The sequence below is a fragment of the Stenotrophomonas sp. YJH_SMC_33 genome (assembly GCF_059372295.1).
On record NZ_JCAFVJ010000002.1, the window covers coordinates 555,441 to 574,992 of the forward strand.

The 19,552-nt window shown below is 66.2% G+C and carries 23 protein-coding genes, 1 tRNA gene and 1 riboswitch; of the genes, 14 read left to right on the forward strand and 10 right to left on the reverse strand.

All coding sequences use genetic code 11. The features are described 5' to 3' along the window. Positions 1 to 196 precede the first annotated feature (196 nt). Entirely contained in the window at positions 197 to 466 is a 270-nt protein-coding gene (locus tag AC5P9W_RS06430; RefSeq protein ID WP_005415995.1) for a hypothetical protein, read from the forward strand. A gap of 22 nt (positions 467 to 488) precedes the next feature. On the opposite strand, the gene AC5P9W_RS06435 is transcribed toward AC5P9W_RS06430, so the two are convergent. Next, on the reverse strand, positions 489 to 1,565 hold the full coding sequence (locus tag AC5P9W_RS06435) for an alpha/beta hydrolase family protein (RefSeq protein ID WP_021204392.1): 1,077 nt from the start codon (positions 1,563 to 1,565) through the stop codon (positions 489 to 491). Between the two features lie 173 nt (positions 1,566 to 1,738). On the opposite strand from AC5P9W_RS06435, the gene AC5P9W_RS06440 reads away from it, so the two are divergent. Then, positions 1,739 to 2,572 carry an AraC family transcriptional regulator gene (locus AC5P9W_RS06440; protein ID WP_019658975.1) on the forward strand — a complete coding sequence of 278 codons (834 nt, stop codon included), beginning with the start codon at positions 1,739 to 1,741 and terminating at the stop codon, positions 2,570 to 2,572. Between the two features lie 4 nt (positions 2,573 to 2,576). Here AC5P9W_RS06440 and crcB read toward each other — a convergent pair whose 3' ends face one another. Further along, positions 2,577 to 2,969 (reverse strand): fluoride efflux transporter CrcB, encoded by a 393-nt coding sequence (gene crcB / locus AC5P9W_RS06445; protein ID WP_021204393.1) that lies wholly within the window; start codon positions 2,967 to 2,969, stop codon positions 2,577 to 2,579. 82 nt (positions 2,970 to 3,051) lie between these two features. After that, positions 3,052 to 3,115: riboswitch (Fluoride riboswitch) on the reverse strand. Positions 3,116 to 3,137: 22 nt separating this feature from the next. Then, on the reverse strand, positions 3,138 to 3,539 hold the full coding sequence (locus tag AC5P9W_RS06450) for an XRE family transcriptional regulator (protein WP_019658973.1): 402 nt from the start codon (positions 3,537 to 3,539) through the stop codon (positions 3,138 to 3,140). A 111-nt stretch (positions 3,540 to 3,650) separates the two neighbouring features. Between AC5P9W_RS06450 and AC5P9W_RS06455 the strand changes: the two genes are divergently transcribed. Continuing rightward, complete coding sequence (locus tag AC5P9W_RS06455) at positions 3,651 to 3,860, forward strand: helix-turn-helix domain-containing protein (RefSeq protein WP_495218971.1); 210 nt, start codon at positions 3,651 to 3,653, stop codon at positions 3,858 to 3,860. Between the two features lie 353 nt (positions 3,861 to 4,213). Continuing rightward, positions 4,214 to 4,450 carry a hypothetical protein gene (locus tag AC5P9W_RS06460; protein ID WP_019658971.1) on the forward strand — a complete coding sequence of 79 codons (237 nt, stop codon included), beginning with the start codon at positions 4,214 to 4,216 and terminating at the stop codon, positions 4,448 to 4,450. Between the two features lies 1 nt (position 4,451). On the opposite strand, the gene AC5P9W_RS06465 is transcribed toward AC5P9W_RS06460, so the two are convergent. Together AC5P9W_RS06465 and AC5P9W_RS06470 are read right to left on the reverse strand one after the other, a co-directional pair. Further along, a complete protein-coding gene (locus AC5P9W_RS06465; RefSeq protein ID WP_021204394.1) occupies positions 4,452 to 5,501 on the reverse strand; it encodes a 4Fe-4S dicluster domain-containing protein in 1,050 nt (349 codons plus the stop codon). Further along, the gene (locus AC5P9W_RS06470) at positions 5,498 to 5,785 is read right to left on the reverse strand and encodes a hypothetical protein (protein ID WP_019658969.1); all 288 of its coding nucleotides are present in this window, start codon (positions 5,783 to 5,785) and stop codon (positions 5,498 to 5,500) included. The genes AC5P9W_RS06465 and AC5P9W_RS06470 overlap by 4 nt, the downstream gene beginning before the upstream one ends. Positions 5,786 to 5,964: 179 nt before the next feature. Here AC5P9W_RS06470 and AC5P9W_RS06475 point away from each other — a divergent pair, with 179 nt between their 5' ends. Together AC5P9W_RS06475 and hemN are read left to right on the forward strand one after the other, a co-directional pair. After that, positions 5,965 to 6,405: a group III truncated hemoglobin gene (locus AC5P9W_RS06475; RefSeq protein ID WP_021204395.1), complete on the forward strand. Its 441-nt coding sequence runs from the start codon at positions 5,965 to 5,967 to the stop codon at positions 6,403 to 6,405. 44 nt (positions 6,406 to 6,449) lie between these two features. Continuing rightward, positions 6,450 to 7,859, forward strand: coding sequence for an oxygen-independent coproporphyrinogen III oxidase (gene hemN / locus AC5P9W_RS06480; protein ID WP_058980175.1), 1,410 nt, complete (start codon positions 6,450 to 6,452; stop codon positions 7,857 to 7,859). A gap of 23 nt (positions 7,860 to 7,882) precedes the next feature. Here hemN and AC5P9W_RS06485 read toward each other — a convergent pair. Further along, positions 7,883 to 7,969: transfer RNA gene (locus AC5P9W_RS06485), tRNA-Leu, on the reverse strand. A gap of 131 nt (positions 7,970 to 8,100) precedes the next feature. On the opposite strand from AC5P9W_RS06485, the gene AC5P9W_RS06490 reads away from it, so the two are divergent. From AC5P9W_RS06490 to AC5P9W_RS06505, 4 genes are all read left to right on the forward strand, one after another. Continuing rightward, positions 8,101 to 8,535 carry a BLUF domain-containing protein gene (locus AC5P9W_RS06490; protein ID WP_019658901.1) on the forward strand — a complete coding sequence of 145 codons (435 nt, stop codon included), beginning with the start codon at positions 8,101 to 8,103 and terminating at the stop codon, positions 8,533 to 8,535. A 142-nt stretch (positions 8,536 to 8,677) separates the two neighbouring features. Then, positions 8,678 to 9,964 carry a nucleotide sugar dehydrogenase gene (locus AC5P9W_RS06495; protein ID WP_180832790.1) on the forward strand — a complete coding sequence of 429 codons (1,287 nt, stop codon included), beginning with the start codon at positions 8,678 to 8,680 and terminating at the stop codon, positions 9,962 to 9,964. A gap of 55 nt (positions 9,965 to 10,019) precedes the next feature. Then, positions 10,020 to 11,642 carry an FMN-binding glutamate synthase family protein gene (locus AC5P9W_RS06500; RefSeq protein ID WP_021204397.1) on the forward strand — a complete coding sequence of 541 codons (1,623 nt, stop codon included), beginning with the start codon at positions 10,020 to 10,022 and terminating at the stop codon, positions 11,640 to 11,642. 106 nt (positions 11,643 to 11,748) lie between these two features. Continuing rightward, positions 11,749 to 12,210: a GNAT family N-acetyltransferase gene (locus AC5P9W_RS06505; protein WP_111102018.1), complete on the forward strand. Its 462-nt coding sequence runs from the start codon at positions 11,749 to 11,751 to the stop codon at positions 12,208 to 12,210. A 122-nt stretch (positions 12,211 to 12,332) separates the two neighbouring features. Here AC5P9W_RS06505 and AC5P9W_RS06510 read toward each other — a convergent pair whose 3' ends face one another. Together AC5P9W_RS06510 and AC5P9W_RS06515 are read right to left on the reverse strand one after the other, a co-directional pair. Continuing rightward, complete coding sequence (locus AC5P9W_RS06510) at positions 12,333 to 13,580, reverse strand: TIGR03862 family flavoprotein (RefSeq protein ID WP_155029261.1); 1,248 nt, start codon at positions 13,578 to 13,580, stop codon at positions 12,333 to 12,335. After that, positions 13,567 to 14,001, reverse strand: coding sequence for an FKBP-type peptidyl-prolyl cis-trans isomerase (locus tag AC5P9W_RS06515; protein WP_134729552.1), 435 nt, complete (start codon positions 13,999 to 14,001; stop codon positions 13,567 to 13,569). Before AC5P9W_RS06515 ends, AC5P9W_RS06510 begins: the two co-directional genes overlap by 14 nt. A 70-nt stretch (positions 14,002 to 14,071) precedes the next feature. Here AC5P9W_RS06515 and AC5P9W_RS06520 point away from each other — a divergent pair, with 70 nt between their 5' ends. The 4 genes from AC5P9W_RS06520 to AC5P9W_RS06535 all read left to right on the forward strand — a co-directional run bounded on the left by AC5P9W_RS06520 (position 14,072) and on the right by AC5P9W_RS06535 (position 17,256). Next, entirely contained in the window at positions 14,072 to 14,437 is a 366-nt protein-coding gene (locus AC5P9W_RS06520) for a DUF6164 family protein (protein ID WP_021204401.1), read from the forward strand. Positions 14,438 to 14,724: 287 nt separating this feature from the next. Beyond that, positions 14,725 to 15,492, forward strand: a complete 768-nt coding sequence (locus AC5P9W_RS06525; RefSeq protein WP_019658894.1) for a sulfurtransferase — start codon at positions 14,725 to 14,727, stop codon at positions 15,490 to 15,492. 201 nt (positions 15,493 to 15,693) lie between these two features. After that, complete coding sequence (locus AC5P9W_RS06530) at positions 15,694 to 16,689, forward strand: LLM class flavin-dependent oxidoreductase (RefSeq protein WP_019658893.1); 996 nt, start codon at positions 15,694 to 15,696, stop codon at positions 16,687 to 16,689. Positions 16,690 to 16,758: 69 nt separating this feature from the next. Further along, positions 16,759 to 17,256, forward strand: coding sequence for a pyridoxamine 5'-phosphate oxidase family protein (locus AC5P9W_RS06535; protein WP_111103060.1), 498 nt, complete (start codon positions 16,759 to 16,761; stop codon positions 17,254 to 17,256). A 92-nt stretch (positions 17,257 to 17,348) separates the two neighbouring features. Here the strand turns inward: AC5P9W_RS06535 and AC5P9W_RS06540 are convergent, their stop codons facing one another. Together AC5P9W_RS06540 and AC5P9W_RS06545 are read right to left on the reverse strand one after the other, a co-directional pair. Next, entirely contained in the window at positions 17,349 to 18,008 is a 660-nt protein-coding gene (locus tag AC5P9W_RS06540) for an exopolysaccharide biosynthesis protein (protein ID WP_111103058.1), read from the reverse strand. Further along, the gene (locus AC5P9W_RS06545; RefSeq protein ID WP_005416017.1) at positions 17,992 to 19,296 is read right to left on the reverse strand and encodes a hemolysin family protein; all 1,305 of its coding nucleotides are present in this window, start codon (positions 19,294 to 19,296) and stop codon (positions 17,992 to 17,994) included. Before AC5P9W_RS06545 ends, AC5P9W_RS06540 begins: the two co-directional genes overlap by 17 nt. Positions 19,297 to 19,552 lie beyond the last annotated feature (256 nt).

The following is a 19,552-nucleotide window of genomic DNA, read 5'->3' on the forward strand; positions in this document are numbered from 1 at the left end:
TGCGCCGGCAGGATGCTCCCTGCTGCCGCCATTTCCGACGCCGCGCTGCTTCACCTGCAGCAGTCCGCCACGTCCCGATCGCCAGTCTCAGCCGGCCACGACATGGAAAGGCGCTATGGTCGAGTTCCACGTCTCAGGGAGCCGCAATGGCGAGCACAGACATCACGCGTCGTTCCAGCCACGGAGCGAAACGGAAATGAGCAAAGTCACGGCAGATGTGCGCTGGTTGACCTTCCGCTTGAAGAACGGGCAATCCATTGGCCCTGATCGGCTGAAGGACGGATGGGTCATCGCCTCGGAAACCGCCCGCTGCGGGGTGCGCCGCGAGCATATTGAAGGGTCGGGCCTGGTGTATGCCCTGTACGCGCCGGCCAACCTGGCCTCACCACGGCGCGCGGAAATGCGCATGCGCGAATTCCTGATGAGCTCGGGCTACACCTTCACGATGGGCACGCTGGGCGGCTGAGCTGCGCGCGGGCCGCGATTGTTCAACGCTGCGCGGCCTTCAACGCCTCGATGATCTGCGCTCCGGAGAAGCCACAATGGCCTTCGCCAACGGGCGGCAGCACCTGTGGCAGCGGACGGGCGCCGGCCCGTGCGGCCGTCTGCGGATACACTGTCTGCATGCGCGGCACGATCGTCGGGTCGTTGTTGTTGAACTGGATCACCAGCGGTCGCCTCAACGCACCGCTCAATGCCAGCTCCCTGCGGACAGCGGCCTGCGCGGCAGGCACGGCATCGACACGTTGCACGCCGGCATTGAACGCCATGTCGTCACCGAAGCCGCTGTAAGCCACGCCTCTGTTGCCCACCGGCATGCCGCCGCTGCGCGTGGCCAGTTCGTGCAGGACCAGTGCATGCAGGCTGATCGTGCCGGCCAGTGCATCAGCGGACACCTGCAGCCGCTGTGCCAGCAACGCGGCATGCGAGGGGCTGCGTTGCAGCGCATTGGAGATGCCTTGGTACAGTTCGCCCTGTGGCAGCGCAGCCGCTTCGGGTGAGAGCAGTCCCGCACCCGGCAGGCCTTCGGCCTTGGCAAAGAAGTAATCGAAAGCGACCAGCGTGGTCAGCAGATCACTCGCGATCTGTTCGCCACTGAGATTGGCGCCGCATAGCGACACACCACCGGCGTAGTGTTGCGGGAACCGCTCGAGGCTGGCGAGGGTCACGGCGCCGCCCATCGAAAATCCCAGCATCCAGATATGGCGCACATGCTTGAGTTCAGCCACTGCATGCCGGCGCAGGCGTTCCATGTCGGTGATCGCATCGGCCACCGCCCAGCCCTGGCTGGCATAGGCGCTCTGCGCGACGGCGTAGCCTGCAGCCAGCAGTGGCGCGGTGCCGTCATTGGCAGGCATTGGCGTAGCACGTGGCATGCCTACCGGCTCGTAGCCGTGCGCCAGCATCACCAGGTCACCGTTCCAGTCAGCCGGCACGTCCAGGCGCCACGGGGCCCTCTGCAACTGGCCACTGAACGTGCGCGGTGATGCAGCGGGTGCGGCCATCACCTGTGTCGCGGGGAATAGCAGGGCGAGGGTGAGGGCACATCGTAGCAAGTGACACATCACGGGCATTCCATCCGGGAATGGCGTCAGCTTAGACCCCGCCAGCAGCCTGCGCGCGCTGCACTGCCGCAGGAAGGGCGGGGGGCGCTCCCCGAGTCGATCACGTCCGCTACGGGAGGATTCCGATACGATGTGTCGCCTTGATCTCTTTCTACTTTACCCAGGGTCCCGTCATGGTCGACCGTCTCGCCATTCTGCTTGAACGCTTTGCGGTCACTGCCTCGGTGTTCCATGCCGGTGCGCTGTGCGGTATCAACATGCTGGAGGGGGAGAATGAGGCCGGGCAGCTGCACCTGGTGCGGCGCGGCCCGTTGCAGGTCAGCCACGGCCGGCAGACCGTGCAGGTCGAGGTCCCCAGCCTGCTGCTGTACCCGCGACCGATGCCGCATCGCTTCAGCACTGATCCGCAGCACGGCGCCGACATGGCCTGCGCCAACCTGCATTTCGAGGGCGGTCGGCTCAACCCGATCAGCGCCGCGTTGCCCGATTTCATCTGCATGCCGCTGGCGGATCTCCATGGCGGCAACGCAGCGCTGGAACTGCTGTTCGAGGAGGCCTTCGAGCAGCGCTGCGGACGTGCGGTGATGGTCAACCGGTTGTTCGAGGTAGTGATGATCCAGGTGCTGCGCCAACTGATGGAAGGGGGCGGGATGCGTGGTGGCCTGTTTGCCGGGCTGGGTCATCCACGGCTGCGGCTGGCACTGGTAGCAATGCATGAGGCGCCCGCACAGTCCTGGACCCTGGAAGACCTGGCCGAGGTTGCCGGCATGTCACGCAGCGTGTTTGCTGCCAGTTTCCGCGAGGCGATGGGTACCACGCCCGGGCAGTACCTGCAGGGTTGGCGGGTGGGCCTGGCGCAGCAGGCACTGCGTCAGGGGCGCCCGCTGAAACGGATTGCCGACGACGTGGGTTATGGCAGCGAAGCCGCGCTGTCGCGCGCGTTCAAGGCGCATACCGGGCTGTCGCCGCGGGAATGGCGCGGGCAGACCCGGGCCAGCGCGGCCTGAGCGCTCAGCCCAGCAGCAGCCGGGCCAGCTTCATGCCGCCGAACAGGCCGGCCAGGCCCAGTGCCACCGAGCCGCCGGCATACAGGGCCGCCAGCCCATGTTGGCCGCGCTGCAGCAGCAGGCCGATCTCCAGTGCATAGGTGGAAAACGTGGTGTAGCCGCCGAGGATGCCGGTGGCCAGCAACAATCGCAGCTGTGGCGAGGCGCCATTGCGCATCGCGAAGACCTCGACCACGACGCCCATCAGGAGCGCGCCGCTGATGTTGATCAGGAAGGTCGACCAGGGCCAGGGACTGCCGGCCACTACCCGCGCGCCGAGCAGATTGCAGGCGTGGCGCAGGCAGGCACCGATGCCGCCTCCGATGAAGACCAGGAAATAGCCGTTCAGTGCGTGCATGGGGTGCCTCGAATACGGGTTCGCAGGGTCAATGGCGAACGCCGAGGGCAGGCACGACCCGCCGTCGACGAACACCGGGTTCGTCATGGCAGGAGCCATCAGCCTTCTCAGGCGGTTATCGGGGGAGCCCCATCCCCATCGAGGCCCATGCTACCAGCGGCGGTGCATTTACGTCATCGAGGTCGTCAGAACCCGGGCAACCTTGCTGCGGCTGAAGCCGTCCATCAGTAGTTCAAACGCGAGCAGATCCAAGGCCGCGTGGCGCCGGTGGTCGATCTCCAGACCGTTCTCGGCCACCAGATGGCTGACCAGCTCGTAGGCGTCCTGCCAGACATCCAGGTGGGCCTGGCTGGGGATGTAGGCATTGCCAGGCTCTCCGACGCCAAGCCCGCTGACCCCGTACAGCAGTTCGCGTGCGTCCAGCTTGGCCGCATCGGCGATGCGGAACAGCTGTTCGGCCTTTACGTGCGAGGCGCTCACGTGGTCGTTGAGCCAGTTGCTGATGGTTGCTGTCGTTGATTTGGCGGCGCGTGCCAGATCGGCTGGGCGTGGGTGCCCGGCTTTCTTCATGGCTGCCGCGAGTCGTTGGCCAAGAGTATTCATCTATGCAAGCCAGCTTAACGCGTGGATTGCGAAGAAGCCTTGCCGCAAGAATCAGTCTGGTTAACAGAAGGACCGACCGTGACCGAATTCTGGAGCAAGCGGCAGGTACGAACCCGGCTGGGATTCCTCACCGACGCGGAACTGGCGCGCTTCTTTGGCATCAGCCGTTCCGCAGTGTCGCAATGGCCGAGGGACTTTCCCATTCCTCCATTGCGGCAGTACATCCTCCATCAGCGCTACCCGAACCTTTTTCCGACAACTGAAGCGCGGGCAGACGAATCCATCTGATTTGCGCCGCCTTTTGTCGCATCCAGCCTGCTTAGCCCGATGCGCTAAGTACACTTAGCAAAATAGGCAAGTTCAATCGATCCCAAGCTGATAATCAGTGCCGCCTACTGCGGACGTCGTGCTGTGCTTCCTGACGCCTGTCGGCTTCGCCCCATCCGGCACCCCCAGGGCCCCGTATGTAGTTTCGTGAACGATTAATAATTTCAATCACGAAAGTCGCTGCATGTAATTGACCTGTCGTGAAATCTGTGACTAATTGGAGTCAACCAGTCGTGAAGCCTGGGAGTCTTTCAGTAGCACGCAAGTGAGTCGGTAGACCGTCAACGATGCAGAACAAGTCCAACGGAGGTCGTATGGAATACGGCATGAATGGCTTGGCTGAACGGGTACGCCGCGAACTGGAAGCCAGTTATCACAAACACGGATGCGGTCCGGCGTTCTGGGATACCTACCAGCAGGTGCTGGATCGCCTGGTCCCACAGGGGACCGAGCGTACCGAAGTCACCAACGAGATGGCGCTGATCATCGAACAGTTGGGCATCGTCCGGCGCGCCCAGCTTGTGCCGCCGCACGCCAACGCGTCGCGTTGATTCACAGCAGGCGCCAGGCGCCGCAGGCAAGCAGCGCGAGCAACAAGGACAGCAGGGCCAACGTCCGGGGTCGCCACAGGCGCTTCGGTTGTCCGGCCATCGCCTGCGGACTGCAGTAGCGCACCAGCCCAGGACCGAAACCGGCCCGGAGCTGTTGTTGTGCGCAGGCCTCCAGGCAGGCGCCACAGGCCAGGCAATCGGCCTGCGGTCCCTGGCGGATGTCCAGTTGCATCGGGCAGGCACGGACGCAGGCTGCGCAATCGGTGCAGTCACCCAGGCGGTCGGCGCTGAAGGTCGGCATCGGTCCTGCCAGCAGCGGATGCGCAGCGCGGAATACGTAGTCCTGCGCAGTGGTCGGGTCGAGCAGGCCGCGGCCACGGCCCAGCACCCCGCCGAGACCGGACGGGCGTGGCCCGCGCGGCTCACCGCGGCGGGCGTCGTACAGCATGCGCGGCGTATGCGGATCGGTCAGCAGCGGCTGCATGCGTGCGAACGGGCACAGCGAACGGCACACCTGCTCACGCAGGAAACCGGCGTTTCCCCAGGTGGCGGCGGCGTAGAACAGCACCCAGAACGTTTCCCAGCCGCTCCAGCCAGCGTTTGGCGCGGCGGCCAGCAATCCGCTGATCGGGCTGAACAGGCCGACGAAGGTGATGCCGGTCCACACTGACAGCAGGCCCCAGGCCAGCTGGGTGGCTGGGCCCGCCGCAGGTGCGGGCAGTACCCGCGCCGCGCTGCGGGCGATCCAGTCGAAGGCACGGCGCCACAGCGTCTGCGGGCAGGCGTGGCCGCACCAGATGCGCCCGGCGAGGTGGGTCAGCAGCGCGAGGCTTACTACCAGTACCGCCAGCAGGCCGATCAGCGCGCCGACGTCGCCGGGCCACAAGGTCCAGCCAAACAGGTCGAATCGCCGCGCGCTGATGTCCAGCAGCAGCGCCTGGCGTCCTTCCCAGCGCAGCCACGGCAGTGCGTAGAACACCACCAGCAGGGCAGCGCTGAGCGTGCCGCGCCAATGCCAGGGACGGGGTACCCGGGTGCAGGACGTGCTCATCCCAGCGGCAGCTCCTCGTCGTCATCGCCCGGCAGGGGCCGCTGCAGGTACCAGGTGACCGCGCTGGACAGTGCAGTGACCGACCAGAACATGAAGAATCCTGCCGTATAGCCCAGTTCGCGGCTGATGGCCGTGCCCGGGAAACTGATGGCCTGCAGGCGCAATGGATCGACGAAGGCGAAGAACACCACGCTGGCAACGCCGGCGGCGATGAAGCTGGGCCAGAGGATCGCGCCCCAGTGCTGGATCAGCCGCTGGCGGCGGTTGGGAAAAGGTCTGTTCATGCTGTCCCCGATCGAAAAGTGGGCGGCGCGTATACTTCGCCAGGATCGGCGCCGTATCCGCAGGGCATGCTTCCTGCAAGCGTGCCAGCCTAGGCGCAGCGGATTGCGCCGACATTGATCTGGATCAACGGCGCTGCCGCCTGGGTGCGGCAGCCTGCCTGCAAGCTTTGGATGCCCCGATGAACGCAACACAGCCGCCTGTCCTCCCCGTCGCCTCGCCCGGGTTGTGCACCGAGCAGGAAGTGACCCGACTGGTCCACGATTTCTATGCCCGCGTGCGAGCGGAAGAGCGGCTGGGACCGGTGTTCGAGGCGCACGTGCACGACTGGCCCGGGCACCTGGCGCAGCTGGTCGATTTCTGGTCGGCGATGCTGCGTGGCACTCGCCGCTTCAAGGGCTCGCCGATGTCCAAGCACATGGCCATCGAGCTGGACAAGGACCTGTTCGACCGCTGGCTGGTGCTGTTCCGGGCCACCACTGCCGAGTGCGGTAACCCGCCGATGCAGGAACTGGCCAACGACGTGGCAGCGCGGATCGGTGACACCTTCTGGAAGCGCTACCAGATGCTGCGCTGGCCGCAGGTCGGCCTGCCGGTACTGGGGATCGCCGGCAAGCATTGATCTGGGTCAAGGCGGCATAGGCCGCCTGGCGCGATGCTGGCGGCATGGACACGTTCTCTCCCGCCGCCGGTGGCCTGGCCTGGACCTTCGACCCCGACCTTCTGCGCCGGCACGACCGGCCGGGCCCGCGCTACACCTCGTATCCGACCGCGCCGCATTTCCATGATGGCTTCGACGCGCCGGCGCTGCGCCAAGCGATCGCCGACAGCAACCAGCTGGCCCGCGCGCTGTCGCTGTACGTGCATGTGCCGTTCTGTTCCAGCCCCTGCTTCTACTGTGGCTGCAACCGGGTGATCACCCGCGACCGCGGACGTGGTCACAGCTATGTGTCGCGCGTGCTGGCCGAGGCCGACCTGCTGGCGCCGCAGTTCGAGGACGGCCGTGAGGTCATCCAGCTGCATCTGGGCGGTGGCACGCCGAATTTCCTCGAGGCCGAGGCGATGACCACGCTGGTGGAAGGGCTGCGCCGGCGCTTCGATTTCAGCGATTCACCGCAGCGCGATTTCTCGATCGAACTCGATCCACGCTTCATCGACACCCGCGACGTCGCCATGCTGGCGCGCCTGGGATTCAACCGGGCCAGCCTGGGCGTGCAGGATTTCGACCCGCAGGTGCAGGAATCGATCAACCGCATCCAGGGCGTGCAGCAGACACTGGACATCCTGAGCGCCTGCCGCGACAGCGGCATGCGTTCGGTCAACGTCGACCTGATCTACGGCTTGCCGGGGCAGAGCCTGGAGGGGTTCGGCCGCACCCTCGATAGGGTGCTGGCGCTGCGTCCGGACCGCCTGGCGGTGTACGGATACGCGCATCTGCCGCATCTGTTCCGTGCGCAGAAGCAGATCGACGAAAGCCGCTTGCCTTCGCCGGAGGACAAACTGGCGCTGCTGGGTCTGGCGGTGGAGACGCTCTCTGCGGCCGGCTACCAGTACATCGGCATGGATCACTTCGCATTGCCGGAAGAAGATCTGTCGCGCGCACAACGCGCCGGGCAGCTGCATCGCAATTTCATGGGTTATACCACCCACGCCGATACCGATCTGCTCGGCCTGGGCGTGAGTGCGATCAGCCACATCGGTGCCACCTACAGCCAGAATCCGCGCGACCTGCCGTCATGGGAGGATGCCGTGGACCAGGGGCAGCTGCCGGTGTGGCGCGGCGTGGCGCTGAGCGCTGACGACCAGCTGCGTGCGGAACTGATCCAGCAGTTGATGTGCCAGGGCGAGGTCGATGGCGTGCAGCTGGGTCAGCGCCACGGCGTGGATTTCGAACAGTACTTTGCCGAGGACCTGCATTCGGTACAGCGGCTGCAGGAAGACGGCCTGGCCGAATACCGCGATGGTGTGGTGCGTTCCAGCGAACCGGGGCGACCGCTGCTGCGGTTGCTGGCGATGTGCTTCGATCCGTACCTGCGTGCCACTCATGAGCAACCGCGTTACTCGCGGGCGATCTGAGTGTGGGTTGCGCGGCGTGCGTATGGTGCCCGGAGCCGGAATCGAACCGGCATGGGGTTGCCCCCGGCGGATTTTAAGTCCGATGCGTCTACCAGTTTCGCCATCCGGGCCAGCAGCGCGGCGCCGATTGTAGCCCACCTGCGGTGCCTCGGCCTGTTTGCATCACGGCGGTCGCGTGCTTAACTGCCGATCGTATTCATGTCATAGTCCCTGCCATCGTTCCCAGGGGGGGAGCCATCTGATGTCGCTGCACGCGATTGCCTATGCCAGCGAGGCCCGCGCCGATCTGCAGACAACCGATCTTGACCGCCTGCTGGCCGATGCCACGGCATTCAATCGTGTAGCTGGAGTCACCGGCGTCCTGATGTTCGATGGCAGCCGTTTCCTGCAGTATCTCGAAGGCCCGCAGGACGGTATCGATTCGGTGTTCCAGCGCATCCTCAACGCGCGCAGCCATGGGCAGCTGCACGTACTGTGCCGCGCTCCGGTGGTGCAGCGGGCATTTCCGCGCTGGTCGATGGGTACGCGGCGCATCGAGCCAGAACCACTGGCGCAGATCGTCGACGCCGCTTGGCCCGGCTTCCTGCTTGGCAGCGGTGGATTTGAACGCCTGCTGCAGGCCTGGACCGGTGCCGACGGTGAGCTGGAACCGGCGGCGGTGGCGTTGGGGTCCTGAGCCCGCCTTGGCGGCAGGGCGCCGGGGCCGGTAGGCTGTAGCCTTTCTGGCGCAGGTTTTCCGGAGTGGTGCAGCAGATGAGTGTGTTGGCCGAAGCCATGGCAGCGTATGTGCGATTGCATCGATTGCATGGGATGTGCCGATGAGTGTGCCGGTTGCGGCGGCCAGTGACCCTCGGTTTGCGGTGGTCGGCCTGGGCTATGTCGGCCTGCCGTTGGCGGTGGCGTTTGGCCGGCAGTGGCCGACGTTGGGCTTCGATATCGACGCCGGTCGCATCGCCGAGCTGCGCAGCGGCCAGGACCACACACTGGAAATGGAAGCCGACGAGCTGGCCAGTGCGCACCTGTTGCAGTACGGCAGCGATCCGGCACTGCTTGATGCCTGCAATGTCTACATCGTCACCGTGCCGACCCCGATCGATGCCTACGAACAGCCCGATCTGGAGCCGTTGCGTTCGGCCACGCGCCTGATTGCCAGCCATCTCCGCGCCGGAGATCTGGTGATCTACGAGTCCACGGTCTACCCCGGAACCACCGAGGAAGTGTGCGTGCCGCTGCTGGAACAAGGGTCCGGCCTGCGCTTCAACGAAGACTTCTACTGCGGCTACAGCCCCGAACGGGTCAGCCCCGGTGACCGCCAGCGGCGCCTTGCCGACATCCGCAAGATCACCTCCGGATCGACCCCGGAGGTCGCTGCGGTGATTGATGGTCTGTACCAGCGCATCATTGCCGCCGGTACGTTCCCGGCCCCTTCGATGCGCGTGGCTGAAGCGGCCAAGGTGGTCGAGAATATCCAGCGTGACGTCAACATCGCGCTGGTCAACGAGCTGGCCCTGATCTTCGACCGGCTCGGCATCGACACCCAGGACGTGCTGGATGCCGCCGGCAGCAAGTGGAACTTCCTGCCGTTCCGCCCGGGCCTGGTCGGTGGTCACTGCATCGGCGTCGATCCGTACTACCTGCTGCACAAGTCCGAGAGCGTGGGTTACCACCCGGACCTGATCCACACCGCGCGACAGGTCAATAACCGCGTCGGCGAGCACGTATCGGCTCGGGTGCTGGCGATGCTGGCCGAGCGTGGCCGTGCGCCGGCGGATGCACGCATCCTGGTCCTGGGCGTGACCTTCAAGGAGGATTGCCCGGACCTGCGCAACAGTCGCGCGTTGGAACTGGCACAGCGCTTGCGCGATGCCGGTGCGAGGGTCGAGGTAAGCGACCCGTGGGTCGGCCCGGCGGCATTGACCGGCGAGGGCCTGGACTGGCTGGCCGAGCCCGGGGCAGGGCGCTATGACGCGGTGGTGCTGGCGGTGGCCCACGCCCGTTTCAAGGCGATGGATGAATCCGCAATCCGGGCGCTGCTGGCGCCCGGTGGCCTGGTCTACGACGTGAAATCGGCCTGGCCGCGCAACGTGGTTGACGATCGTTTGTAAGCCCCGGCTGCGAACGGCGCGGTAGACTCGGGGGCAGTTGCAACCGAGGAACGCCATGCATCGGTATATCGTCTACCTGCTCGCCATCCTGATGTTCCCGATATGCCTGTGGCTGGCCACGATCTGGCCAGCCTGGTACTGGGGCGTCGGCCTGACTGCCGCGATGGTGGCGCTGGGGACCTGGGACCTGCTGCAGAAACGCAGCACGTTGCGCCGCAATTATCCGGTGATGGCGCACTTCCGCTACGGGCTGGAGTCGATCGGTCCGGAGATCCGCCAGTACTTCGTGCAGAGCGACCTGGAAGACGTGCCGTTCTCGCGCCAGCAGCGCGCGCTGATCTACCAGCGCGCAAAGAACGAGATGGACACGGTGCCGTTCGGCACCCTGCGCAGCACTTATGCGGTGGACTACGAGTGGATCAACCATTCGCTGGCACCGACGACGATTGCCAAGCATGACTTCCGCGTCCTGATCGGCCCGAACTGCGCCAAGCCTTATTCGGCCAGCGTGTTCAACATCTCGGCGATGAGCTTTGGCTCGCTGTCAGCCAATGCGATCCGCGCACTGAACGAAGGCGCGCGCCGCGGTGGCTTCTACCACGACACCGGCGAAGGATCGATTTCGCCCTACCACCGCGAAATGGGCGGCGACCTGGTGTGGGAGATCGGCTCGGGGTACTTCGGTTGCCGTGACGAGAAAGGTGGTTTCAGCGAGGAGCGCTTCGTTGCCAACGCTACCCACGATCAGGTCAAGATGATCGAGATCAAGCTGTCGCAGGGGGCCAAGCCGGGCCACGGCGGTGTGCTGCCGGCACCGAAAGTGACCGCCGAGATCTCGGTGACCCGTGGCGTGCCGATGGGCGTTGACTGCGTGTCGCCGTCGCGCCATTCGGCGTTCTCCACGCCGGTTGAACTGTTGCAGTTCGTGGCCCGCCTGCGCGAACTGTCCGGTGGCAAGCCGGTCGGTTTCAAGTTGGCCATCGGCCACCCGTGGGAATGGTTCGGCATCGCCAAGGCGATGCAGGAAACCGGCCTGTTGCCGGACTTCATCGTGGTGGATGGCGCCGAAGGCGGCACCGGCGCGGCACCGGCCGAGTTCGTCGATCATGTCGGCGTGCCGATGCATGAGGCACTGCTGCTGGTGCACAACACCCTGGTCGGCCTCGACCTGCGTGAGCGCATCCGCATCGGCGCGGCCGGCAAGATCACCAGTGCGTTCGACATCGCACGGACCATCGCGTTGGGGGCCGACTGGTGCAATGCCGGCCGAGGCTTCATGTTCGCGCTGGGCTGCATCCAGTCGCTGAGCTGCCATACCGACAAGTGTCCGACCGGGATCGCTACCCAGGATCCCGCGCGCTGGAAGCATCTGGATGCGCCGGACAAGGCTGCTCGTGTCTACAGCTACCACGAGCACACGCTGCATGCCTTGAAGGAACTGCTGTGTGCCGCTGGCCTGAACGACCCGGCTGAACTTGGGCCGGAGCACATCCTGCGTCGTGTTTCGCCGGTGGAGATCCGTTCGCTGGCCTCGCTGTACCGTTACCTGGAACCGGGCGAGCTGTTGCACAAGGTGCCCGACCATGCGGTGTTCCATGCGTTCTGGGCCGATGCACGCAGCGATTCCTTCCAGCCGCCGCCGAAGATCCAGGCGCTGCGCGCCAGCAAGTCGCGATAACGTGATGTTGTAGAGCCGAGCCCATGCTCGGCTGATCTTCGTTCCAACATCGCGATGCGTGATCGAGAAGCAGCCGAGCATAGGCTCGGCTCTACAAGGAGATGTAATGCAGTTCAGGACCGGCACCATGGATGACGTGGCCATGTTGTGGGCGCTGCGCACGCGTTGCGTGCGCGAGACCTGCAGCAGCCATTACCCGCCCGAAGTCATTGCGCCCTGGTCTGCCTCGCCGCCACCGTCGCAGTATGCGCGGCTGTTGTCGCAGGGCGGCTGCGTAGTGGCCGAGGACGGGCAAGGTGGCCTGCTCGGCTTCGGCGTCTTTGATGCCGATGCCAATGAAGTCGACGCGTTGTTCGTCAATCCGGATCATGGCGGCCAGGGCATTGGCCAGGCGTTGATGCAGCGCCTGCTGGCGATGGCCGATCGTGAACGTGAGGTGGTGCTGTCGGCCTCGCTCAACGCCGTGCCGTTCTATCAACGCCAGGGGTTCGTCAGCGTGCGCGAAGAGGCCTACCCGCATCCCAGCGGCGTGGCGCTGGCTTCAGTGAGCATGCGCCGGCCGTGGTGAGTGCTCGTTTTCTGCGTTCTGTAGAGCCGAGCCCACGCTCGGCTGCTTTTGACTCAAGCCGAGCATGGGCTCGGCTCTACAGGTAACGCCGTCGAGCATGGCTTGACGCTACAAGGCAGGCGTCACCGCCCGGCCAGCCACCTGATTACGCCTTCCGCAGCACGCAGGCCACTGGCGTAGCACGCGGTCAACAGGTAGCCACCTGTCGGCGCTTCCCAGTCCAGCATCTCGCCGGCGCAGAACACGCCGGGCACTGCCCGCAGCATCAGGCCATCATCCAGCGCATCCAGGCGCACGCCGCCGGCGGTGCTGATCACCTCGGCCATCGGCCGGGGACGCAGCAGGCGCAGCGGCAGGCGCTTGAGCGTAGCCGCCACGGCAGGCAGGTCGCTGCCCGCTTCTTTACCCAGAATCTCGAACACCAGTGCGGCTTTCACTGCATCCAGGCCGGCTTGGCGGCGCAGGTGCTCGCCGAAGCTGCGGCCCTTGCGTGGGCGTGACAGATCGGCAAGCAGGCGCGCCTCGTCGCGGCCCGGTACCAGATCCAGCCACAGCATCGCGTGGCCCTCGCGGTTGATGGTCTCGCGCAGGTCCGCCGCCATCGCATAGATCAGGCTGCCTTCGATGCCGTACTCGCTGGCCACGCATTCGCCCTGCAGCGACCGTGGCTGTCCGGCCAGGTCGATCCAGTGCGCGACCACCGGCTTCAACGGCGCGCCGGCATTGCGTTGGGCGAAGAATGGGGTCCAACCCACGTCGAAACCGCAGTTGGCCGACTGCAGTGGTGCGATGTCCACGCCACGGGCCTGCAGTGGCGCGACCCACGCGCCGTCACTGCCCAGCTGCGGCCAGCTGCCGCCGCCCATGGCCAGCAGGGTGGCATCGGCATGTACTTCAACGGCGCCATCTTCGGTTTCAAATCGCAGCGCGCCATCCTCACCCCAGCCGATCCAGCGGTGGTTGGCATGCAGGCGCACACCCTGTTCCTTCAGCCGGCGCACCCAGCCACGCAGCAGCGGCGCAGCCTTCCGGTCGACCGGGAACACGCGGCCGGAGCTGCCCACATAGGTCTCCACGCCCAGGCCGGCGGCCCAGTCGCGCAGCGCCTGCGCATCGAAGTCGTCCAGCCAGCGGCCCACGGCCGTGGACTGCTCGCGGTAGCGGCTGTCGAACAGCGGACGCGGATCGGAATGGGTGAGGTTGAGCCCGCCCTTGCCGGCGATCAGGAATTTGCGGCCGGGCGACCCCTTGGCCTCGTACAGGTCGACGTCCAGCCCGGCGGCGCGCAGGCGCTCGGCGGCGAACAGGCCGGCCGGGCCACCGCCGATGACGGCGACACGGTGGGGCATGGCGGCATCACGGTTTGACATCGAGCAGCTCTACGTCGAACACCAGCGACGATCCGGCCGGAATCGGGCCGACCTTGCGGTCACCGTAACCGTAGTCCGGCGGGATCATCAGCGTGCGCTTGCCGCCAACTTTCATGCCGGCCACGCCCTCATCCCAGCCGCGGATGACCTGGCCGGCGCCAAGCGCGAAGGTGAACGGTTGGCCGTGCTTGAAGGAGCTGTCGAAGGTCTTGCCGTGCTTGGTCTCGGTACGGTTGTCGTAGATCCAACCGGTGTAGTGCACGGTGACCTTGCTGCCGGGAACGGCTTCAGCACCGGTACCTGGCACGGTATCGATCCGCTCGAAGGCGGTCAGGGTGCCGCCGGGCGGCGGGCCGGACGGTTCGGTCGAGCAGCCAGCGGCGGCGAGGGACAGCAGCAGGGGAAGCAGCAGGCGGCGCATCGGGCGTCTCCGGTAGGGCGCAGGTCGAGGGCGGCAAGGGTAGCGCATCGGCGCCGGGTATCATGGGGACATGGCAAAACTCCTGCTCAATCTGCGCAATGTCGGTGACGACGAATACGCCGATGTCTGCACGCTGCTCGACCAGCACGGCATCGCCTGGTACCGCACCGAACCCAGCCCCTGGGGCATTTCCAACGGAGGCCTGTGGCTGCGCGAGGACGCCGATCATCCACGTGCGAAGGCGCTGATGGCGGAGTACCAGGCCGAACGCGGGCCGCGCATCCGTGCCGAGCGTGAGCAGGCATTGCGTGATGGCACGGCGGAGACCTTCGGCAGCCTGTTCCGGCGGCGGCCGCTGTTCGTAATGCTGGTGCTGCTGGGGATGGCCGCTGCCGCTGCGCTGGTGCTGCTGCCGTTCGTGCTGTTGCGGGGGTAAGGGGTTTCGGCCGGGTTGCACCCGGCACCCGCAGACGCAACGGCGACGTCAAAAGCCGGGCTTCAGTGGGAGGGTGGGGCGGTGTGGGCAGGCGGGGGACGGCAAACGCTGCTCCTGCGTGCCTCGTAGAGCGCCATCCATGGCGCTCTGCGCCCCCGCCTGCCCACACCGCCCCACCCCTGACAGATTCCGGGTGTCTGCCGGGCTTGGGGTCGGATCCCTCTGCTGCGCAGAGGGCACTGACCCCTGAATCTGTCTGTGCGGGCGGGAGGCGCTAAAATGGCGGGATGATCGCCAATACCGCTGCCTACCATTTCGCCGTCATCGACGCCCCTCAGGCCCTGTGTGACCAGCTGCTGGCGCGTGCCGAGGCGGCACAGCTGCGCGGCACGATCCTGGTGGCGGGCGAGGGGCTGAACCTGTTCCTGGCGGGTGCGCCAGAGGCGGTCGAGGGTTTCTACGCAGCGCTGCGCTCTGACGCGCGCTTTGCCGATATGCGGGTCAAGACCAGCTTCAGCGAGCACCAGCCGTTCGCCCGGCTGAAGGCCAAGGTGAAGGACGAGATCATCAGCTTCCGCCGTGATGACGGCCAGCCGCTGGACTACCCGCGTGCGCCGGCGGTGGATCCGGCCACCGTGCAGCGCTGGCTGCGGCAGGGGCATGACGATGCCGGCAAGCCGGTGGTGATGCTCGACACGCGCAATCTGCAGGAAGTGGAGTACGGCACCTTCAAGGATGCGCTGGTGTTGCCCATCCACAAGTTCACCGACCTGCCGGAGGCGCTGGCGCCGCACCGCGAAGCACTGAAGGACAGCACCGTGGTCAGTTTCTGCACCGGCGGCATCCGCTGCGAGAAGGCGGCGCTGTGGATGGTCAACGACGGCATGGACAACGTGCTGCAGCTGGACGGTGGCATCCTCGGCTACTTCGAGGAAGTGGGCGGCGAAGGCTACGAAGGCCGCTGCTTCGTGTTCGATGAGCGCATTGCGCTGGATGCGGAACTGAAGCCGATGGTCGACCAGCCGTTGCCTGATCCGCGCCCCAGCGCGTTCTAAGCCGGGATGTCGATTCCCCGGTAGAGCCGGCCGCTGGCCGGCTGCCAGGGCACGTTGCCTGCCGGCCAGCGGCCGGCTCTACCGGATCAAGTGCAGCCAGTCGTGGACCCGCGCTGCGGGAATCAGCATCCTGCCACCGGCACTGGCCGCTGCGTCGGGTCGTCCCCATGCATGGGGGATCCTGTGACGGAAAAACGCCTGATGATCCCGTTGTCGATCCTTGACCTGGCCCCGGTCTGCGAGGGCAGTGACACCACCACCGCCTTTGCCAACATGCTGGAACTGGCCCAGCACGCCGATGCGCTGGGCTACCGCCGCTACTGGCTGGCCGAACACCACAACATGCCCGGCATCGCCAGTGCGGCCACCGCCGTGCTGATCGGCCATGTCGCCGGCGGCACCCGGCGCATCCGGGTCGGTGCCGGCGGCATCATGCTGCCCAACCATGCCCCGCTGCAGGTGGCCGAGCAGTTCGGCACGCTGGCCTCGCTGTATCCGGACCGGATCGACCTGGGCCTGGGCCGCGCACCGGGTACTGACCAGCCGACCGCGCGTGCATTGCGCCGCTACTTCGACAGCGCGGACCAGTTCCCACAGGACGTGCGCGAGCTGCTGCACTACTTCGAGCCGGTTCAGCCGGGGCAGGCGGTGCAGGCCGTTCCAGGTGGCGGCCTGCGGGTACCGACCTGGATCCTCGGTTCCAGCCTGTTCGGCGCGCGCATGGCCGCGTCGATGGGCCTGCCGTATGCGTTCGCCTCGCACTTCGCACCCGACGCGATGGACGAAGCCCTTGCTGTCTACCGCCGCGAGTTCCGCCCCTCGGCGGCGCTGAAGCAGCCGCACGCGATGCTGGCCCTGAACGTCGTTGCCAGCGACAGCGAGGCGGAGTCGCGCCGCCTTTTCACCAGCCAGCAGCAGAGTTTCGTCAACCTGCGTCGTGGCCGGCCGGGCAAGATTCCGGCACCGATCGACGACATCGAGTCCTTCTGGGAGCCGCACGAAAAACTGGGGGTGGAGCGGGCGCTGGCCTGCACCGTGCTGGGCGATCCGCAGCAGGTCGGGGAGGGCATCGCCGCGTTTGTCGAACGGCACAAGCCCGACGAGCTGATGCTCACCGCCAACCTGTACGACCACCGCGCGCGCTTGCGCTCGTTCGAACTGACCATGCAGGCCTGGCACGCCCGCCACGCGGGCTGAACAATTGCGTCACGGGCTGTTGCGGCCGTGCCCGGTCTGATGGGGGCTCATTCCGATGGAGTCCCCCACATGGCCGACACCCGTGCCGAACACGTCAACCAGCTGGCCGAACTGATCAAGGATGTGGAGGTGGCCATGTTCACCACCACCGGCGTCGACGGACGGCTCTACAGTCGGCCGCTGGCCACCCAGCAGGTCGCCTTTGACGGCGACCTGTGGTTCGTCATCACCGCCGACAGCCCGAAGGTGGCCGAGATCGCGCTCGACCCGCGGGTCAACGTGGCGTATGCCTCGCCCTCGAACAACACCTATGTCTCGGTGGCCGGGCGTGCCCGCGTCGTCGATGACCGCGCGAAGATCGAGGAGCTGTGGTCGCCGGCGATGAAACTGTTCTTCCCGGGTGGCAAGGACGATCCGAACCTGCGCCTGATCCACGTGCGCGCCGAGAGCGCCGAATACTGGGATGGCCCGGGCACGCTGCTGGGCAAGGCATTGAGCTTCGTGCTGTCGGCGGTGCAGGACGAACCGGCGGCGCTGGCCGACAACGGCTTCATCGATCTTCGGTGATGACCGATGTCCGGTATTGGTAGTGCCGGGCGCTGGCCGGCAACCCTGGAAACGTGGCAGCCGGCCAGCGGCCGGCTCTACCGGATGCCGCTTCAGAACCAGCGCTGGAATAGCTCCACTGTATAGCCCACCAGCTGCCCCGAACTGAAGCCGAAGAACGCGATCGCCACCAGTGCGGCGATCCAGTTGAACAGCATCAGCGCACCATCGCGTTCCAGCAGCGCCAGCGAGAACAGCAGCAGCTGGAAGCCGAACAGGAAGTTGGTGAACGGAATCGGCAACGACAGCAGCAGGCCCAGCAACACCAGCAGCAGGCCAGTGAACGCGTGTGCGGGCAGCGGTGTCAGCAGCTGCGGCAGGCGTGGCTTCAGCATCCTGTCCAGCCGCCGCAACGGGCGATCGATACGGTCCAGGAAGCGGTGCATGGTGCCGCGCTTCGGCCCGCGTCGGGCAATCAAACCGGGCAGCCAGGGGCGGCGCAGGCAACACAGCATCTGCAGGCCGATCAGGACCACCAGTGGGCCGCTGACCGCCCCCCCCATGCCCGGGATCGGGATGAACGAGGGCAGGATCGCCACGAACAGGAACACGCCGAACGCGCTCTGCTGCAGGTTGCTGAGGATCTGGCCGAGCGGCATGTGCTCGGCGGGATCGCCGGAGGCGAACATCTCCAGCAGGGTGCGGATGCCCTCGTTGCGGTAGGCCGCGCGCTGAGCGCCCTGGCCCTGGCCGGTCTCAGGCGGTGAGCTCATCGGCCTGCTCGTCGGACAACGTGCGCAGCAGCAGCTTGTCCACCCGCGCACCGTCCAGGTCGACCACCTCGAAGCGCCAGCCGGCCCAGTCGAAGTACTCGCCTGCGTGCGGGATGCGGCCGAAGTAGTGGATGCACATGCCGGCCAGCGTGTAGTAATCGCCGTCCTCGGCATCGGGCAGGTCGTTGCTTCCGATCAGCTCGCGCAGGTCTTCGATCGGCAGCGAGCCGTCCACCAGCAGCGAGCCGTCCTCGCGGGTCACCACCAGGGCGTCCTCGTCGGCATTCTCGACCGCCTGCAGGCGGCCGACCACGGCGCCCATCAGGTCGCTGATGGTCACCAGGCCCTGGATCTCGCCGTACTCGTCCACCACCAGCGCCATCGACTGCTGTTCCTCGCGGAAGATCTCCAGCAGCTTCATCGCGTGGGTCGATTCGGAGACGTACAGCGGTTCGCGCAGGGTCTGGAACAGCGCGTTGTCGCCGCGCGCCATGCGCGTGGCCAGCGATTTCAGCTCCAGCACGCCGACCACGTCCATGTCGTTGTCGCGGTACACCGGGTAACGGGAGAACTCGTGCTCGGCCATGATGTCCAGATTGCGCTCCAGCCCGGCCTGGGTGTCGAGCCAGGCGATGCGGTTGCGCGGCGTCATCAGGCTGTCGGCGGTGCGGTCGCCCAGGCGCATGACGCGGTTCATCATGTCGCGCTCGTGGGCGTCGATCACGCCGGCCTCGTGGCTCTCGGCCACCAGCATCCGGATCTCTTCTTCAGTCACCTGCGCGGCCTCGTCCTTGCCCAGGCCCAGCACCTTCAGCACCAGCTGGGTAGTCTTGGACAGGAGCCAGACGAAGGGCAGGGCGAGCCTGGCCAGCCAGCTCATCGGCATCGCGACCAGGCCGGCAATGGCCTCGGAACGTGTCAGGGCCAGGCGCTTGGGCACCAGTTCGCCGAAGATCAGCGTGATGAAGGTGATCAGCGAGACCGCCAGGGCGGTGCCTACTTCGCGCGCGTACGCAAAGCCGGGCATCAGGCCCTGCAGCCAGCCGGCGATCGCGTCGCCGATCGCATCACCACCGAGGTAGCCGGTGAGTACGCCGATCACGGTGATGCCGATCTGCACGGTGGACAGGAAGCTCTCCGGCTTCTCCGACAGCTCCAGCGCCTTGGCGGCGCGCTTGGAGGTGGCGGCCATCTGCTTCAGGCGGCTCTTGCGCGAGGTCATGACCGACATCTCGGACATGGCGAAGAAGCCGTTCAGCAGAACCAGCGCGAAGACAATCAGGATCATTTCAAACACGGGCGTCGTCCCCGGTTGGTGGCAGGGAGGGCGGGTGCTTGCGATGGCGGCAGGCGCTCAGGAACGGGGTCCGGCGCGGCGCAGGGGGATAAGGGTCGTCGTCCATAAGGTGCGCCTGAAGGCGCGCTGGCATCTTAGCAAAGGGGCGTGGCAGGGTGGCAACCGCCTGTTCAGGTTGGGGCTCCCAGAGCCCGGAAAGGGCGCGGGGATACCCGTGATGGTCATCTAGCCGTCATAATTCGCTCTG

Coding starts and splice junctions, on each gene's coding strand:
- AC5P9W_RS06465 (WP_021204394.1), bottom strand. CDS start 5,501: ATGAGCACGTCCTGCACCCGGGTACCCCGTCCCTGGCATTGGCGCGGC.
- AC5P9W_RS06470 (WP_019658969.1), bottom strand. CDS start 5,785: ATGAACAGACCTTTTCCCAACCGCCGCCAGCGGCTGATCCAGCACTGG.
- AC5P9W_RS06435 (WP_021204392.1), bottom strand. CDS start 1,565: ATGTGTCACTTGCTACGATGTGCCCTCACCCTCGCCCTGCTATTCCCC.
- AC5P9W_RS06530 (WP_019658893.1), top strand. CDS start 15,694: ATGATCCCGTTGTCGATCCTTGACCTGGCCCCGGTCTGCGAGGGCAGT.
- AC5P9W_RS06450 (WP_019658973.1), bottom strand. CDS start 3,539: ATGAAGAAAGCCGGGCACCCACGCCCAGCCGATCTGGCACGCGCCGCC.
- AC5P9W_RS06515 (WP_134729552.1), bottom strand. CDS start 14,001: ATGCGCCGCCTGCTGCTTCCCCTGCTGCTGTCCCTCGCCGCCGCTGGC.
- AC5P9W_RS06505 (WP_111102018.1), top strand. CDS start 11,749: ATGCAGTTCAGGACCGGCACCATGGATGACGTGGCCATGTTGTGGGCG.
- AC5P9W_RS06525 (WP_019658894.1), top strand. CDS start 14,725: ATGATCGCCAATACCGCTGCCTACCATTTCGCCGTCATCGACGCCCCT.
- AC5P9W_RS06520 (WP_021204401.1), top strand. CDS start 14,072: ATGGCAAAACTCCTGCTCAATCTGCGCAATGTCGGTGACGACGAATAC.
- AC5P9W_RS06495 (WP_180832790.1), top strand. CDS start 8,678: ATGAGTGTGCCGGTTGCGGCGGCCAGTGACCCTCGGTTTGCGGTGGTC.
- AC5P9W_RS06540 (WP_111103058.1), bottom strand. CDS start 18,008: ATGAGCTCACCGCCTGAGACCGGCCAGGGCCAGGGCGCTCAGCGCGCG.
- hemN (WP_058980175.1), top strand. CDS start 6,450: ATGGACACGTTCTCTCCCGCCGCCGGTGGCCTGGCCTGGACCTTCGAC.
- AC5P9W_RS06535 (WP_111103060.1), top strand. CDS start 16,759: ATGGCCGACACCCGTGCCGAACACGTCAACCAGCTGGCCGAACTGATC.
- AC5P9W_RS06440 (WP_019658975.1), top strand. CDS start 1,739: ATGGTCGACCGTCTCGCCATTCTGCTTGAACGCTTTGCGGTCACTGCC.
- AC5P9W_RS06510 (WP_155029261.1), bottom strand. CDS start 13,580: ATGTCAAACCGTGATGCCGCCATGCCCCACCGTGTCGCCGTCATCGGC.
- crcB (WP_021204393.1), bottom strand. CDS start 2,969: ATGCACGCACTGAACGGCTATTTCCTGGTCTTCATCGGAGGCGGCATC.
- AC5P9W_RS06500 (WP_021204397.1), top strand. CDS start 10,020: ATGCATCGGTATATCGTCTACCTGCTCGCCATCCTGATGTTCCCGATA.
- AC5P9W_RS06475 (WP_021204395.1), top strand. CDS start 5,965: ATGAACGCAACACAGCCGCCTGTCCTCCCCGTCGCCTCGCCCGGGTTG.
- AC5P9W_RS06460 (WP_019658971.1), top strand. CDS start 4,214: ATGGAATACGGCATGAATGGCTTGGCTGAACGGGTACGCCGCGAACTG.
- AC5P9W_RS06490 (WP_019658901.1), top strand. CDS start 8,101: ATGTCGCTGCACGCGATTGCCTATGCCAGCGAGGCCCGCGCCGATCTG.
- AC5P9W_RS06430 (WP_005415995.1), top strand. CDS start 197: ATGAGCAAAGTCACGGCAGATGTGCGCTGGTTGACCTTCCGCTTGAAG.
- AC5P9W_RS06545 (WP_005416017.1), bottom strand. CDS start 19,296: ATGATCCTGATTGTCTTCGCGCTGGTTCTGCTGAACGGCTTCTTCGCC.